Origin of the sequence: Leclercia adecarboxylata (assembly GCF_023639785.1) — a bacterium.
Taxonomy (GTDB): Bacteria; Pseudomonadota; Gammaproteobacteria; order Enterobacterales; family Enterobacteriaceae; genus Enterobacter; species Enterobacter adecarboxylatus_D.
Map to the genome: position 1 here is coordinate 3,729,564 of NZ_CP098325.1, position 15,025 is coordinate 3,744,588.

At 56.6% G+C, this 15,025-nt stretch carries 9 protein-coding genes; 3 read left to right on the plus strand and 6 right to left on the minus strand.

The features are described from left to right. The first annotated feature begins 192 nt into the window (after positions 1-192). A complete protein-coding gene (locus NB069_RS17595; RefSeq protein ID WP_250585637.1) occupies positions 193-1,407 on the plus strand; it encodes a glycosyltransferase in 1,215 nt (404 codons plus the stop codon). 56 nt (positions 1,408-1,463) lie between these two features. On the opposite strand, the gene eno is transcribed toward NB069_RS17595, so the two are convergent. The 5 genes from eno to rlmD form a co-directional block, all read right to left on the minus strand. Continuing rightward, positions 1,464-2,759: a phosphopyruvate hydratase gene (gene eno, locus NB069_RS17600; RefSeq protein ID WP_250585639.1), complete on the minus strand. Its 1,296-nt coding sequence runs from the start codon at positions 2,757-2,759 to the stop codon at positions 1,464-1,466. Between the two features lie 82 nt (positions 2,760-2,841). After that, positions 2,842-4,479, minus strand: a complete 1,638-nt coding sequence (gene pyrG, locus NB069_RS17605; protein WP_039029936.1) for a glutamine hydrolyzing CTP synthase — start codon at positions 4,477-4,479, stop codon at positions 2,842-2,844. Positions 4,480-4,703: 224 nt separating this feature from the next. After that, positions 4,704-5,495, minus strand: a complete 792-nt coding sequence (mazG, locus tag NB069_RS17610) for a nucleoside triphosphate pyrophosphohydrolase (protein WP_250585641.1) — start codon at positions 5,493-5,495, stop codon at positions 4,704-4,706. A gap of 69 nt (positions 5,496-5,564) precedes the next feature. Next, positions 5,565-7,802, minus strand: a complete 2,238-nt coding sequence (relA, locus tag NB069_RS17615) for a GTP diphosphokinase (RefSeq protein WP_250585643.1) — start codon at positions 7,800-7,802, stop codon at positions 5,565-5,567. Positions 7,803-7,854: 52 nt separating this feature from the next. After that, complete coding sequence (rlmD, locus tag NB069_RS17620; protein WP_250585645.1) at positions 7,855-9,153, minus strand: 23S rRNA (uracil(1939)-C(5))-methyltransferase RlmD; 1,299 nt, start codon at positions 9,151-9,153, stop codon at positions 7,855-7,857. A 57-nt stretch (positions 9,154-9,210) separates the two neighbouring features. Between rlmD and barA the strand changes: the two genes are divergently transcribed. Together barA and NB069_RS17630 are read left to right on the plus strand one after the other, a co-directional pair. Next, the gene (gene barA, locus NB069_RS17625; protein ID WP_250585647.1) at positions 9,211-11,967 is read left to right on the plus strand and encodes a two-component sensor histidine kinase BarA; all 2,757 of its coding nucleotides are present in this window, start codon (positions 9,211-9,213) and stop codon (positions 11,965-11,967) included. A 324-nt stretch (positions 11,968-12,291) separates the two neighbouring features. Continuing rightward, positions 12,292-13,652 (plus strand): IS3 family transposase gene (locus NB069_RS17630; protein ID WP_250585650.1). Its coding sequence is split into 2 segments (ribosomal slippage): positions 12,292-12,742 and positions 12,742-13,652, totalling 1,362 coding nucleotides; the frame shifts between segments, so codons are not numbered across the junction. A 185-nt stretch (positions 13,653-13,837) separates the two neighbouring features. Here the strand turns inward: NB069_RS17630 and NB069_RS17635 are convergent. Further along, positions 13,838-14,977 (minus strand): glycerate kinase, encoded by a 1,140-nt coding sequence (locus tag NB069_RS17635; protein WP_250585652.1) that lies wholly within the window; start codon positions 14,975-14,977, stop codon positions 13,838-13,840. Positions 14,978-15,025 lie beyond the last annotated feature (48 nt).

Sequence of the window (15,025 nt, forward strand, 5' to 3'; positions counted from 1 at the left end):
AACCCCGGCCAGGAATTTATTGCGGTCAGTTTAAGGATAGCCAGGCCCATAGCTTCAGGGTGGAAAACCCTTGTCAGAGGGCTATGTTAAAAACATGAAAACTTACGCTACGCTTTTAAGATATCGCCCACCCGGCTCGGGTCGATGTTAACCCCCTTGACTGAGTCGCCATCAGAATACTGGACAAGCAGAATGAGCCATTTTGCGGTAATCACGCTACCGTTATACAGCCATATGCACGCTATGGAAGCACTGGCAAAACACCTTATCATGCGCGGCCATCGGGTCACTTTTTTTCAGCAGGAAGAGGCGCGCACCTTGCTCAGGGAACCGCAGGCGCACTTCGTCGCAGTAGGTCAGCCGACGCCGTCTGCACTGCACGAGCCGGGGTTTTTCAGCCTGATATCAGGTATGGCAAGCGTAACCGATATGCTGTGCCGTGAACTGCCCCTCGCCTTCCGACAGCACAACATTGACGCCGTGATTGTCGATCAGATGGAGCCGGCGGGAGGACTGGTTGCACAAGCACTCAACCTGCCCTTTATCTCCATCTGCTGCGCCCTGCCGGTAAACCGGGATAACACCATCCCCCTGCCGGTGATGCCTTTTCGCTATGGCACCAGCGACCGCAGTCGGAAATTATACGCCTCCAGCGCGGATGTTTATGACTGGCTGATGTCGAGACAGGGGCGGGTCATTGCCCGTCATGCCCGGGCATTTGGTTTGCCCTCGCGCAACAGGCTGGATCAATGCCTGTCGCCGCTGGCGCAAATCAGCCAGACCATTCCCGGCTTTGATTTTCCACGCACCTTGCCCGCCTGCTTCCACGCGGTAGGCCCGCTGCGCGCCGATCCGCCAACGGTTTCTTCCGGCAAAAAGAAGCCGTTTGTTTTTGCGTCATTAGGCACCATCCAGGGCTACCGCTATGGGCTGTTCCGCAAGATTGCCCGCGCCTGCCAACAGGCTGGTGTGCCCCTGCTTATTGCCCACTGTAACGGACTCAATGCCAGTCAAACCGCCCGGCTGGGGAATATGGGGGCGCAAACCGTAGGATTTACCGATCAGCTGGCGGTATTGCGCGATGCCAGCGCCGTCATCACCCACGCAGGGCTGAATACGGTTATGGATGCCATCGCCACCGCCACGCCGATCCTCGCCGTGCCTCTGGCGTTTGATCAGCCAGGCGTCGCCGCCCGAGTGGTCTTCAGCGGCATTGGCCTTAAGGCCTGCCGCTTTTCGCCGAGCCGCACGCTCAGCCAGCATCTTCTCGATCTGCTGGAAAATAAGCAGTACACGCAGCGCATCACTGCCCTACAGACTGAGCTGATAAACGCCGGAGGGGCAGCACGGGCTGCCGACATCATTGAACAGGCGGTGTGCACACGTCATAGCGTATCGGCGGTGTAATGATAAAAAAAAACCCGCCGAAGCGGGTTTTTCTGAAGACTCAGGTTCAGTAGAAATTACTGACCTTTGATCTCTTTACGACCGTTGTATGGTGCTTTCTCGCCCAGCGCTTCTTCGATACGAATCAGCTGGTTGTATTTAGCAACACGGTCAGAACGGCTCATAGAACCCGTTTTGATCTGGCCTGCAGCGGTACCAACAGCCAGGTCAGCGATGGTAGCGTCTTCAGTTTCGCCTGAACGGTGAGAGATAACGGCAGTGTAGCCAGCGTCTTTCGCCATTTTGATCGCAGCCAGAGTTTCGGTCAGAGAACCGATCTGGTTGAATTTGATCAGGATGGAGTTAGCGATGCCTTTCTCGATACCTTCTTTCAGGATCTTGGTGTTGGTTACGAACAGATCGTCACCAACCAGCTGGATTTTGTCGCCCAGTACTTTGGTCTGGTATGCGAAACCATCCCAGTCAGACTCGTCCAGACCGTCTTCGATAGACACGATTGGATACTGTTTGGTCAGGTCTTCCAGGAAGTGGGTAAACTCTTCGGAGGTGAATGCTTTGTTGCCTTCGCCAGCCAGAACGTATTTACCGTCTTTGTAGAATTCAGATGCTGCACAGTCCATCGCCAGGGTGATGTCGGTGCCCAGCTCGTAGCCAGCAGCTTTAACCGCTTCAGCGATTACAGCCAGTGCTTCGGCGTTGGAGCCCAGGTTAGGTGCATAACCACCTTCGTCACCTACTGCAGTGTTCATGCCTTTAGCTTTCAGAACCTTAGCCAGGTGATGGAACACTTCAGAACCCATACGGATGGCTTCTTTAACAGTTTTCGCGCCAACCGGCTGAATCATGAATTCCTGGATGTCGACGTTGTTATCTGCGTGCTCACCGCCGTTGATGATGTTCATCATCGGAACTGGCATAGAGTATTTGCCTGGGGTGCCGTTCAGTTCAGCAATGTGTTCGAACAGTGGCTGACCTTTAGAAGCCGCTGCTGCTTTGGCGTTCGCCAGGGAAACAGCCAGGATTGCGTTCGCACCGAAGTTAGATTTGTTTTCAGTACCGTCCAGATCGATCATGATCTTGTCAATGCCAGCCTGATCTTTGGCATCTTTGCCAAGGATTGCCTGAGCAATAGGACCGTTTACTGCGCCAACCGCTTTGGTTACGCCTTTGCCCAGGAAGCGGGATTTGTCGCCATCGCGCAGTTCTAGCGCTTCGCGGGAACCAGTAGAAGCACCTGACGGCGCAGCAGCCATACCTACGAAACCACCTTCCAGGTGTACTTCGGCTTCAACAGTCGGGTTACCACGGGAGTCGATGATTTCACGACCGATGACTTTAACGATTTTGGACATTAGATTTTCCTCAGTACAAGTTAAACTAAAACTCCAGACAAACAACGCGTACCTTTGGTACGCGTTGCCGTTCTAACTTTTCTTACTTCGCCTGACGCTTCTGGAACTCATTGGCGGCTTTCACAAAGCCAGCAAACAGCGGATGTCCATCACGCGGCGTAGAAGTAAATTCCGGGTGGAACTGACAGGCTACGAACCATGGGTGGTTCGGCACTTCGATGATCTCGACCAACTGATCATCCCCGGAGCGGCCCGCAATACGCAGACCCGCAGCTTCAATTTGTTTCAACAGCAGGTTGTTCACTTCATAACGGTGACGATGGCGCTCAGTGATGACCGGCGCACCGTACATCTGGCGTACCAGGCTGTCGTCAGAGAGCTGGCAAGCCTGAGAACCCAGACGCATCGTGCCACCCAGATCGCTTTTCTCGGTACGGACTTCGACGTTACCTTCTTCGTCGCGCCATTCGGTAATCAGCGCCACAACAGGGTACTTACAGTCTGGCACAAATTCAGTAGAGTTCGCGTTTTCCATCCCCACCACGTTGCGTGCAAATTCAATCAGCGCAACCTGCATACCCAGGCAGATGCCAAGGTAAGGAATATTGTTTTCACGCGCATAGCGTGCGGTAGCGATCTTGCCTTCAACACCACGGTAGCCGAAGCCGCCAGGGATGAGAATAGCATCCAGATCTTTCAGAATTTCTACACCGCGGGTTTCAACATCCTGCGAATCGATCAGCTTGATGTTGACGGTTACGCGGTTTTTCAGGCCACCGTGTTTCAGCGCTTCGATAACTGACTTATAGGCGTCCGGCAGTTCAATGTACTTGCCGACCATACCGATAGTCACTTCGCCTGCCGGGTTCGCTTCTTCGTAAATAACCTGTTCCCATTCAGACAGGTTAGCTTCCGGACAGTTCAAGCTGAATCGTTTACAAATATAATCGTCCAGGCCCTGTGATTTCAACAGGCCCGGGATTTTATAAATGGAATCGACATCTTTCATTGAAATAACGGCTTTTTCTGGCACGTTACAGAACAATGCAATTTTTGCACGTTCGTTGGCCGGAACTGCACGATCGGAGCGGCACACCAGGATATCAGGCTGAATACCGATAGAGAGCAGCTCTTTAACGGAGTGCTGGGTCGGCTTGGTTTTCACTTCGCCTGCGGCAGCCATGTAAGGCACCAGAGTCAGGTGCATGAACAGCGCGTGTTCGCGACCGATATCCACCGCCAGCTGGCGAATCGCTTCAAGGAACGGCAGAGATTCGATATCACCTACGGTACCGCCGATTTCAACCAGCACGACGTCGTGGCCTTCGCCACCGGCAATGATTCGCTCTTTAATGGCGTTGGTGATGTGTGGGATAACCTGAACGGTTGCGCCCAGATAGTCACCGCGACGCTCTTTACGCAGAACGTCGGAGTAGATACGGCCAGTCGTGAAGTTGTTACGACGGGTCATTTTGGTGCGAATGAAACGCTCGTAGTGACCCAGGTCCAGGTCGGTTTCAGCGCCGTCTTCAGTAACGAACACTTCCCCGTGTTGGATCGGGCTCATGGTACCTGGATCGACGTTGATGTACGGATCCAGCTTCATCATGGTCACATTGAGGCCACGGGCTTCAAGAATGGCTGCGAGGGAGGCTGCGGCAATGCCTTTACCCAGAGAGGATACAACCCCGCCGGTCACAAAAATATAGTTCGTTGTCATGCTGAACCTGAGAAGTTAGGGTGAAACGATGGAATAACCAGGACGGGAAAGTAGTATACCCGAACACGGCGAGCGCCACAAACTTTCATTCTCCGTCTCCTGTCTCAGGCTTTGACTCACATTGGGAGTGAGAAAATAGCCCCTTTTGGGTAAATGTTTTTGACGCAAATCAAGCGCTTGTCATTTAAAAAATCACACAAATTGCGCTTGATCGCAAAAACCCGTTAGAGATCAGATTCCTGGCGTTTTACTTCCTGCCACACTTCTTCCATCGCATCGAGGTCCACGCCGGTCATTTCCAGGCCGCGGGCAGCGATAATGCGCTCCACTTCCCGGAAGCGACGCTCGAATTTGAGGTTCGCTTTTTGCAATGCCACTTCGGCTTTGACCCCTAAATGACGCGAAAGGTTGACGGTAGCAAACAGCAGATCGCCCATCTCCTCTTCCAGCTTCTCCTGATCAACGACCGCCTGCTGGGCTTCGTGCATCACCTCGTCAATCTCTTCATGCACTTTGTCGAGCACCGGGCCGATCGTCGTCCAGTCAAACCCCACCGTCGAGCAGCGTTTCTGGATCTTATGCGCGCGCATCAGTGCCGGCAGGCTTAACGGGATATCATCCAGCGCGGAATGCTGCGACTTTTCTGCCCGCTCCGCGCTTTTAATCTGTTCCCAGCGAGCCAGCACTTCGTGGCTGTTCTCAGCGGTGGCATCGCCAAAAATATGCGGGTGACGGCGCTCCAGCTTGTCGCTGATGGCGGCGCAGATATCGTTGAAATCAAAGCGCCCCTCTTCCTGGGCCATCTGCGCATAGAACACCACCTGGAACAGCAGGTCGCCCAGCTCGCCGCACAGATCGTCAAAATCTTCCCGGGAGATGGCATCCAGCACCTCGTAGGTCTCTTCCAGAGTGTAGGGGGCTATGGTGGCGAAAGTCTGCTCTTTGTCCCACGGACAGCCGTTTTCCGGGTCGCGCAGACGTTTCATAATGCCGAGCAGGCGGTCGATTTGGGTCATGGTCTTTTCCATTAAAAAATAAAGCCGGGTGGCGGCGAAGCCTGACCCGGCCTACAAAAGAAAGTGCGATTAACCGCCGTGCAGGCGACGGGCGTCAATCACATCCGGTACCTGGTTCAGCTTGCCGAGCACCCGGCCCAGCACCTGCAGGTTATAGATTTCGATGGTCATATCGATGGTGGCGAGCTGCTGACGGGTGTCGCTGCGGCTGGCAACCCCAAGCACGTTCACCTTTTCGTTCGCCAGAATGGTAGTGATGTCGCGCAGCAGGCCGCTGCGATCGTTGGCTGACACCCGTACTACCAGCGAATAGCCAGCGGAGTAGCTCTCGCCCCACACCGCATCAACGATGCGTTCCGGCGCGTGGGACTGTAAGTCGTCCAGCTGATCGCAATCCGCGCGGTGGATGGAGATCCCCCGGCCCTGGGTGATAAAACCGACGATTTCGTCCCCGGGGATCGGCTGGCAGCAGCGGGCGATGTGGTGCATCAGATTACCCACGCCCTCCACCACTACTCTGCCGTTGTCTTTCTCTTTGCTACGGTGCGAGGGATTGTAGCTCTTCTGCTGCAGCTGCTTCAGCGCCGCGGCATCCTGCTCTTCCGCGCTCGGTTTGTTGAACTGCGCCTGCAGGAAATTCACCATCTGGTTAAGACGAATATCCCCGCCGCCGATGGCAGCCAGCAGCTCATCCAGCTCGTTGAAGTTGTAGCGCGGCAGCAGGAATTTCTCCGCCTCTTTCAGATGGATGCCTAAATGCTCCAGCTCGTCGTCCAGGATCTGACGCCCGGCAAGGATATTCTTGTCACGATCCTGCTTGCGGAACCAGGCGTGAATTTTAGAGCGCCCACGGCTGGTGGTGACATAGCCGAGGTTCGGGTTCAGCCAGTCGCGACTCGGGTTCGGCTGTTTCTGGGTGATGATGTCTACCTGATCGCCCATCTGCAGTTGATAGGTGAAGGGTACAATACGCCCGCCGATTTTGGCGCCGATGCAGCGATGCCCCACATCACTGTGGATGTGGTAGGCGAAGTCGAGCGGCGTAGAGCCTGCTGGCAGGTCAACCACGTCCCCTTTCGGCGTAAAGACGTAGACCCGGTCGTCAAAGACCTGGCTGCGCACTTCATCGAGCATTTCGCCCGAGTCAGCCATCTCTTCCTGCCACGCAATCAGCTTACGCAGCCAGGCAATGCGATCTTCGTGACCGGAGCGCGCCCCGCCTGAGGTGCCCTCTTTGTACTTCCAGTGCGCGGCGACGCCCAGCTCGGACTCTTCGTGCATCTGTTTGGTGCGGATCTGGATCTCGACCGGTTTGCCGCCCGGCCCCAGGACCACGGTATGGATCGACTGGTAGCCGTTCGGTTTCGGGTTAGCGACGTAGTCGTCAAACTCATCCGGCATGTGGCGGTAATGGGTATGAACAATCCCCAGCGCGGCGTAGCAGTCCTGTAACCGCTCGGCCACGATACGCACGGCGCGCACGTCAAACAGCTCGTCAAAGGCGAGATGCTTCTTCTGCATTTTGCGCCAGATGCTGTAGATATGCTTCGGACGGCCATAGACTTCGGCCTTCACGCCCTCTTCTTTCATCGACTTACGCAAACCGCCGACAAACTCTTCGATGTAATGTTCGCGGTCGATACGGCGCTCGTGCAGCAGTTTGGCAATCCGTTTGTATTCCGCCGGGTGCAGGTAGCGGAAGCAGTAATCTTCCAGCTCCCATTTCAGCTGCCCGATCCCCAGACGGTTCGCCAGCGGGGCATAGATATTGGTGCACTCTTTCGCCGCCAGCACGCGTTCATCTTCCGGCGCGTCTTTCACTTCCCGCAAATGGGCGACGCGTTCTGCAAGCTTGATCACCACGCAGCGGAAATCATCCACCATCGCCAGCAGCATACGGCGGACGTTATCGACCTGTTCAGAAGAGACCGAATCGGTATGGGTGGCTTTAAGCTGGCGGATGGCCGCCATGTCGCGCACGCCGTGGATCAGGGCGACAACGGATTTGCCCACGCTTTCACGAAGGGCATCTTCTGTGACCACCTCCGCGTCCGCCAGTGGGAACAGCAGCGCAGCCTGAAGCGTTTCGATATCCATACTCAGCATGGAGAGGATTTCGACCATTTCGATGCCGCGCCACAGCAGCAGTTCGGCATCGGGGTGCCCCTGAGTGGTGCGCAGACAATAGGCCCATGTTTCGGTTAAGCGTTCACACGACTGCTGGCTGGCAATCCCCAGACTTGCGATCCATTTTTGTGGGTCAAACTCACCAGCTTTATTGAGATGTGCACTTCTTACCGCAACCATTGTCCTCTCCTTTAGGGACCCTTGCCTGTCGGATTCGACAAGCCGAAACTCATCAGTTGTGTTCAAACAACGCCATTGATTCCAGATGTCCAGTGTGCGGGAACATATCAAGCATTGCCAGACGCTGAATCTGGTAACCCGCGGCGAGTAACGCCTCGCTATCCCGGGCAAGCGTCGCCGGATTACAGGAAACATAGACCACGCGCTTAGGGGCGAGTTTGATAATATGCTGCATCACGCCTGGCGCACCCGCGCGTGCCGGGTCCAGCAGAATTTTATCGAAACCGTGCGCTGCCCATGGCTGCCTGGTGACATCCTCTTCCAGATTCTCATGAAAAAATGTCACGTTTTGCAGCGCATTATGAATAGCGTTTTCGCGCCCCTTTTCCACCAGCGCCGCCACGCCTTCCACACCAACGACGCTGTGTGCCCGTTTTGCCAGCGGCAGGGTAAAGTTGCCCATCCCGCAGAACAGGTCGAGCACCCGGTCCTCTGGCTGAATATCCAGCCATGCCAGCGCGGTCGCTACCATCTGCTGATTAACGCCGTCATTGACCTGAATAAAATCACGCGGACTGAACGTTAAGCGTAGCCCGTCTGAATCATACCAGGGCGTTTCACCGCTCAGTTGCTCAAGTATCTCGCTTTGCGGAGCGAGATAAAGCGCAAGGTCAAAGGAATGCGAAAAGCGTTCCAGTTTTTCACGATCTTTGGCCGACAGCGGCGCCGTATGGCGCAGCACCATCAACGGACCGCTGTTGGCCAGCACCAGCTCAACGTGCCCGAGATGGCGAGCGCCCTGCAGTTCAGAAAGGCATTTGCGCACTTCTGGCAGCAATGCCTCAAGATGGGGCACCAGAATGGGGCACTGTTTGACGTCCACAATGTCGCTGGAGTTGGCCTTGCGAAAGCCCATCTCCAGACGCGCAGTTTTCGGCTGCCAGTTCAGGCTCAGACGCGCCCGGCGGCGGTAGCCCCAGGGCCTATCGGCGATCGTTTCATCGACGTCGTGCTTCAGCAAGCGCGCCAGCGCATTGCTTTTGCTGCGCGCCTGGAGCGCAACGCTGGCGTGCTGCTGTTGGCAGCCGCCGCACACGCCGAAGTGCGGGCAGCGTGGCGTTTCGCGTTCCGGGCTATCATTAAGACGGCGCTTTACCTGGCCGCGTGCGTACTGACGTTTCTCTTCCGTCAGGGTGATTTCCGCACGCTCCTGGGGCAGCAGTCCGGGGATAAATACGGTCTTACCCTCATGGCGCGCCACCCCCTGTCCGAACGGATCGAGGTCTGTCACTTCAACAGTTATGATCTGACGCGTCGTCACGCGTCGCTTTGCAGAGTAGAATTGCGCCATCGCCGGGAATTTTCTCAAATGAACATATTGACTCTAATTGTCCCATAACGGAACTCCATGACCAACTACAGCCTGCGTGCGCGCATGATGATTTTGATCCTCGCCCCTACCGTACTCATTGGTTTACTGCTGAGTACCTTCTTCGTGGTGCACCGTTATAACGACCTTCAGCGCCAGCTTGAGGACGCCGGGGCCAGCATTATTGAGCCGTTGGCGGTATCCAGCGAGTACGGCATGAACCTGCAAAACCGCGAGCCCATCGGCCAGCTCATCAGTATTTTGCATCGCCGTCATTCAGACATTGTGCGGGCTATCTCGGTGTATGACCAAAATAATCATCTGTTCGTCACCTCCAATATCCAGCTTGACCCGGATACCCTGAAGCTGCCGGACGGAACGGCGTTTCCAAAACGGCTGAGCGTGATCCGCCAGGGCGAAAAGATGATCCTGCGCACGCCGATTATCTCGGAAAGCTATTCACCGGATGAATCACCCGCATCGGACGCCAAGCCCAATAACAACCTGCTGGGATATGTGGCGCTGGAGCTGGATCTCAAGTCCGTGCGGCTGCAGCAGTACCGGGAGATCTTCATCTCCACGGTGATGATGCTGTTTTGTATCGGCATCGCGCTGATCTTTGGCTGGCGTCTGATGCGTGATGTGACCAGCCCTATCCGCAATATGGTGAATACCGTCGACCGCATCCGTCGGGGCCAGCTCGACAGCCGCGTTGAGGGCTTTATGCTCGGCGAGCTGGATATGCTGAAAAACGGCATCAACTCGATGGCCATGTCGCTGGCGGCGTACCATGAGGAGATGCAGCATAACGTCGATCAGGCCACCTCCGACCTGCGCGAAACGCTGGAGCAGATGGAGATCCAGAACGTCGAGCTGGATCTGGCGAAAAAACGTGCTCAGGAGGCGGCCCGCATCAAATCAGAGTTCCTGGCGAACATGTCTCACGAGCTGCGCACGCCGCTTAACGGGGTGATTGGCTTTACCCGCCTGACCCTGAAAACCGAGCTCAACCCAACCCAGCGCGACCACCTGCATACCATTGAACGCTCCGCCAATAACCTGCTGGCGATCATCAATGACGTGCTGGACTTCTCCAAGCTCGAGGCGGGCAAACTTATCCTTGAGAGCATACCGTTCCCGCTGCGTAATACCCTGGATGAAGTGGTCACCCTGCTGGCGCACTCCTCTCACGACAAGGGGCTGGAGCTGACGCTGAACATTAAAAACGACGTACCGGACAACGTGATTGGCGATCCGCTGCGTCTCCAGCAGGTGATCACCAACCTGGTGGGCAACGCCATTAAATTCACCGAGAGCGGTAACATCGACGTGCTGGTTGAAAAGCGCGCCATCAGCAATACCAAGGTGCAGATTGAGGTGCAGATCCGCGATACGGGGATCGGTATTCCTGAGCGGGATCAGTCCCGGCTGTTCCAGGCCTTCCGTCAGGCCGACGCCAGTATTTCCCGCCGTCACGGCGGCACCGGGCTGGGACTGGTCATCACCCAGAAACTGGTCAACGAGATGGGGGGCGATATCTCCTTCCACAGCCAGCCTAACCGGGGGTCGACCTTCTGGTTCCATATCAATCTCGACCTCAACCCGAATGTCATGACCGATCGTCCGGCCATGGACTGCCTGCAGGGTAAACGGCTGGCGTACGTGGAGCCGAATACCGCCGCCGCGCAAAGTACCCTTGATGTGTTGAGCACCACCCCGCTGGAGGTGGTATACAGCCCGGCGTTCTCCGCGCTGCCCGTTGCGCATTACGACATCCTGCTGATGGGGATCCCGGTGACCTTTACCGGCGAGCTGAGCATGCAGCAGGAGCGGCTGGCGAAAGCGGCCTCGATGACCGATTACCTGCTGCTGGCTCTGCCGTGCCATGCGCAGATTAACGCCGAGGAGCTTAAGCATGACGGGGCGGCAGCCTGTCTGCTGAAACCGCTGACTGCCACCCGTCTGTTGCCGACCCTCACCGAGTACTGTCGTCTGAACCATCACCCCGCGCCTGCGATCAGCGATCAGAGCAAACTGCCGATGACGGTGATGGCGGTGGACGATAACCCCGCCAACCTGAAGCTGATTGGTGCGCTGCTGGAGGATCAGGTGCAGCATGTCGAGCTGTGCGAAAACGGCCTGCAGTCCGTAGAGCGGGCGAAGGCGATGCCATTTGACCTGATCATGATGGATATTCAGATGCCCGGCATGGATGGCATCCGCGCCTGCGAACTGATTCGCCAGCTTCCTCATCACCTGCAAACGCCGGTTATCGCCGTAACGGCGCATGCGATGGCGGGTCAAAAAGAGAAACTGCTGAGCGCCGGGATGAACGATTATCTGGCGAAACCGATCGAAGAAGAGAAACTGCGCAGCCTGCTGCTGCGCTACAAACCTGGTCCCGCCACGGACAACCGGGTAGCTCCGCCTCCCCCTCCGGAGAGCGTGGTCAACGCCAGCGCAACCCTCGACTGGCAGCTGGCGCTGCGTCAGGCGGCGGGTAAAAACGACCTGGCGCGGGAGATGCTGAAGATGCTGGTGGACTTCCTGCCGGAGATCCGCAATAAGGTGGAGGAGCAGCTGGTAGGTGAGGAACCGGACGATCTGCTCGGCGCTATCCATAAGCTGCACGGCAGTTGCGGTTACAGCGGAGTGCCGCGCCTGAAGAACCTGTGTCAGTTGCTGGAGCAGCAGTTACGTTCCGGCACGCCGGAGAGCGAGCTGGAACCGGAGTTCCTGGAGCTGCTGGATGAGATGGATAATGTGACGCGGGAAGCGATGAAGGTGTTGGGATAGTCAGGGCTGAGGGATCCGCATTTCTATTGTCCATCTTAAAGCGGCATTTAGATCATAAGAGAATAAAAAACTTACAGCGACTCCCTGGTCCGGCTGAAAATCGCCGAAGCGTTTCCGGATGGCCGGGGCGAGGCGCAGGGACGCGCCGAGAGGGCATAGCCTGCAGGGATGCAGGCTGGTGCCCGACCCGAAAGCCAGGAGGAATAAGCTGAGGGGACCGCGAAGCGGCGATTTTTTTGCCGGGAGCCGGGATTGCTAAGGGGGCGGCGGTGCACTGAACCCCGGATCCTGGACACCAGATTCCAAATCTGGAGGTTCAGAACGATGAAACATCCTTTCCATATCAGACTTGCGGCTGTAGAGCATTACATGGCCGGAAAGTCGGGCATTAAAGAAACAGCCCGCCTGTTCAGTGTCGGCAAATCACCCCTGACCCGCTGGCTACGGGCTTACCGTCGTCAGGGTAAAGCCGGGCTGGAGGACCGTCCTGCGCGGACCTATACTGCAGAATTCAGGCTCCGCGTTGTCCGTTACGTCGCAAAAAACAGGTGCAGCTATGCGGAGGCTTCATCGCGCTTCGCCATCCCCAATGAATCCCTTATTCTCAACTGGATGAGGCGCTACCGGAGGGGAGGGGCAAAGGCGCTTCACACTGCCAGACCCGGACCCGCTATGTCACAGAAAAAATATGTCCCCGGTGCTAAGCCCTTCAGTGAAATGACGCCCAAAGAACTGCAGAGGGAGCTGGAATATCTGCGTGCGGAAAATGCTTACTTAAAAAAGCTGAAAGCCCTGAGAGAAGAAAACGCGCTCAGGGAGCAGGAGAAAAAACCAGAATAGTGCAGTCGTTGCTGACGGCACACAGGCTGCCCTGCCTGCTGTATGCCGCGCGGTTGTCACGCAGCACATATTATTATCATGTCTCGCACCCTGAGCACGGGACTGAGCGTTATGCGGATGCGGTCAGTGCAATGAAGGCCATCAGCCAGCGGCATGCGCAGCGTTATGGCTACCGGAGAATGACGAGAGCACTGCGGGATGAGGGCTTCACGCTCAATCACAAGACAGTGCGCAGGCTGATGAAAGAGCATGGCCTCACCTGTCAGCTGCGGCGGAAAAGATACCGCTCGTATATGCCGGATGCAGGGCTGGCATCCGCCAATCTGCTGGCCCGCGACTTCAGCGCTGAACGAAGCGGGATCAAGTGGTGTACGGATGTGACGGAGTTCCGGGCCGGGGGACAGAAACTGTACCTGTCAGCCCTGCAGGATCTGTTCAACAACGAAATCGTGGCCTGGAATATGTCGACCAGCCCGTCACAGCCTCTGGTCTGCAGGATGCTACATAAGGCCCTGAAAGCAAAAAGACATAGTGAAGGCCTGGTCTTACACAGCGATCAGGGCTGGGCTTACAGGACGCCGGCATGGCGGTTAATGCTGGAAAAAGCCGGGATAGTCCAGAGTATGTCGCGAAAGGGAAACTGCCTGGATAATGCAGTAATGGAAAACTTCTTCAGTCATCTGAAAGTGGAGATGTACTACCGCAAGAAGTATGGTTCCGTGAAGGAGCTGGAGCGGGATATCAGGGCTTATATTCGTTACTTCAACACCGAACGAATTAGCCTGAAAACTGGCGGCCTGAGCCCGGTGACGTACCGGACTCAGGCAGAAAAAACAAAAGAATAGAGGTGTCCAGGAAACGGGGTTCAGTGCAGGCGAGCCCCCTTAGCACGTTCACAGATGAGGCAGCTTACAGATAAGTACAGAACGTGAGGTGAACGGAATAACCACCTCAGTCGCATGTTCCCCCTCACCCCAGCCCTCTCCCTGAGGGAGAGGGAGCCGGCCGTGCGAATCTGGGGAAGATAAAACTACATTCCCATCCCCACCTTCAACACCGCCGCAATATTCCTCGCCGCCATCCGCACATTTTCCTCGGCGTTTTCCAGCGCCTCCTCCAGCGTACAGACGGTATAAATCACGCTGAACACCGCGTCGATGCCGTGCTCATGCACCACGCCAACATCCGCCGTCAGGCTGCCCGCGAGGCCAATCACCGGTTTATTATGACGTTTAGCGATCTTCGCCACCCCAACCGGCACTTTGCCATGGATGGTCTGGCTGTCGATTCGTCCTTCCCCGGTGATCACCAGATCGGCATCGGCCACCAGGCTGTCCAGATTGAGCGCATCGGTAACAATTTCAATGCCCTGGCGCAGCTGCGCGCCGCAAAACGCATATAGCGCCGCCCCCATTCCGCCCGCCGCGCCGCCGCCCGCCAGCCCGAGCACGTCAACGTCCAGGTCACGGGCGATGATGCGGGCATACTGCGACAGCGCGCGATCGAGGCGAACGATCATCTCCGGCGTGGCCCCCTTCTGGGGACCAAACACCGCGGTGGCACCGTTGTCACCGGTCAGCGGATTGGTGACGTCGCAGGCCACGTCAATGCGGCACTCCGTCAGCCGTTTATCCAGGCCGCTGATATCGATACGCGCCAGCTTCTCCAGCTCGCCGCCCCCCGCACCAATGGCGTTCCCCTGCTCGTCCAGCAGCTTCGCCCCAAGCGCCTGTACCATTCCTGCGCCGCCATCGTTGGTGGCGCTGCCACCGATACCGATGATGATATGTTTTACGCCAGCATCCAGCGCATGACGGATCAGCTCGCCGGTTCCCCAGGAGGTAGTTTTCAGCGGATTACGCTGGCCCGGGGGAACCCGCTCCAGACCGCTGGCCGCCGCCATCTCGATAAACGCACTTTTGCCATCGCCGGAGCGGCCATAAAAACCCTCAACATGCTCGCCGAGCGGCCCTGTTACCCGCACCTGAATAATGTCACCCTGAGTCGCGGCGACCATCGCTTCCACGGTGCCCTCGCCACCATCAGCAACCGGCAGCTTCACGTACTCCGCCGTGGGGAAAATCTCGCAAAATCCTTGCTCTATCGCCGTTGCCACTGCCAGGGCACTCAGGCTCTCTTTGTAAGAGTCCGGTGCGATAACTATTTTCATAAGCCGTCCTTACGCATGTTGACCACCATAAGCATACACCCGTCACGC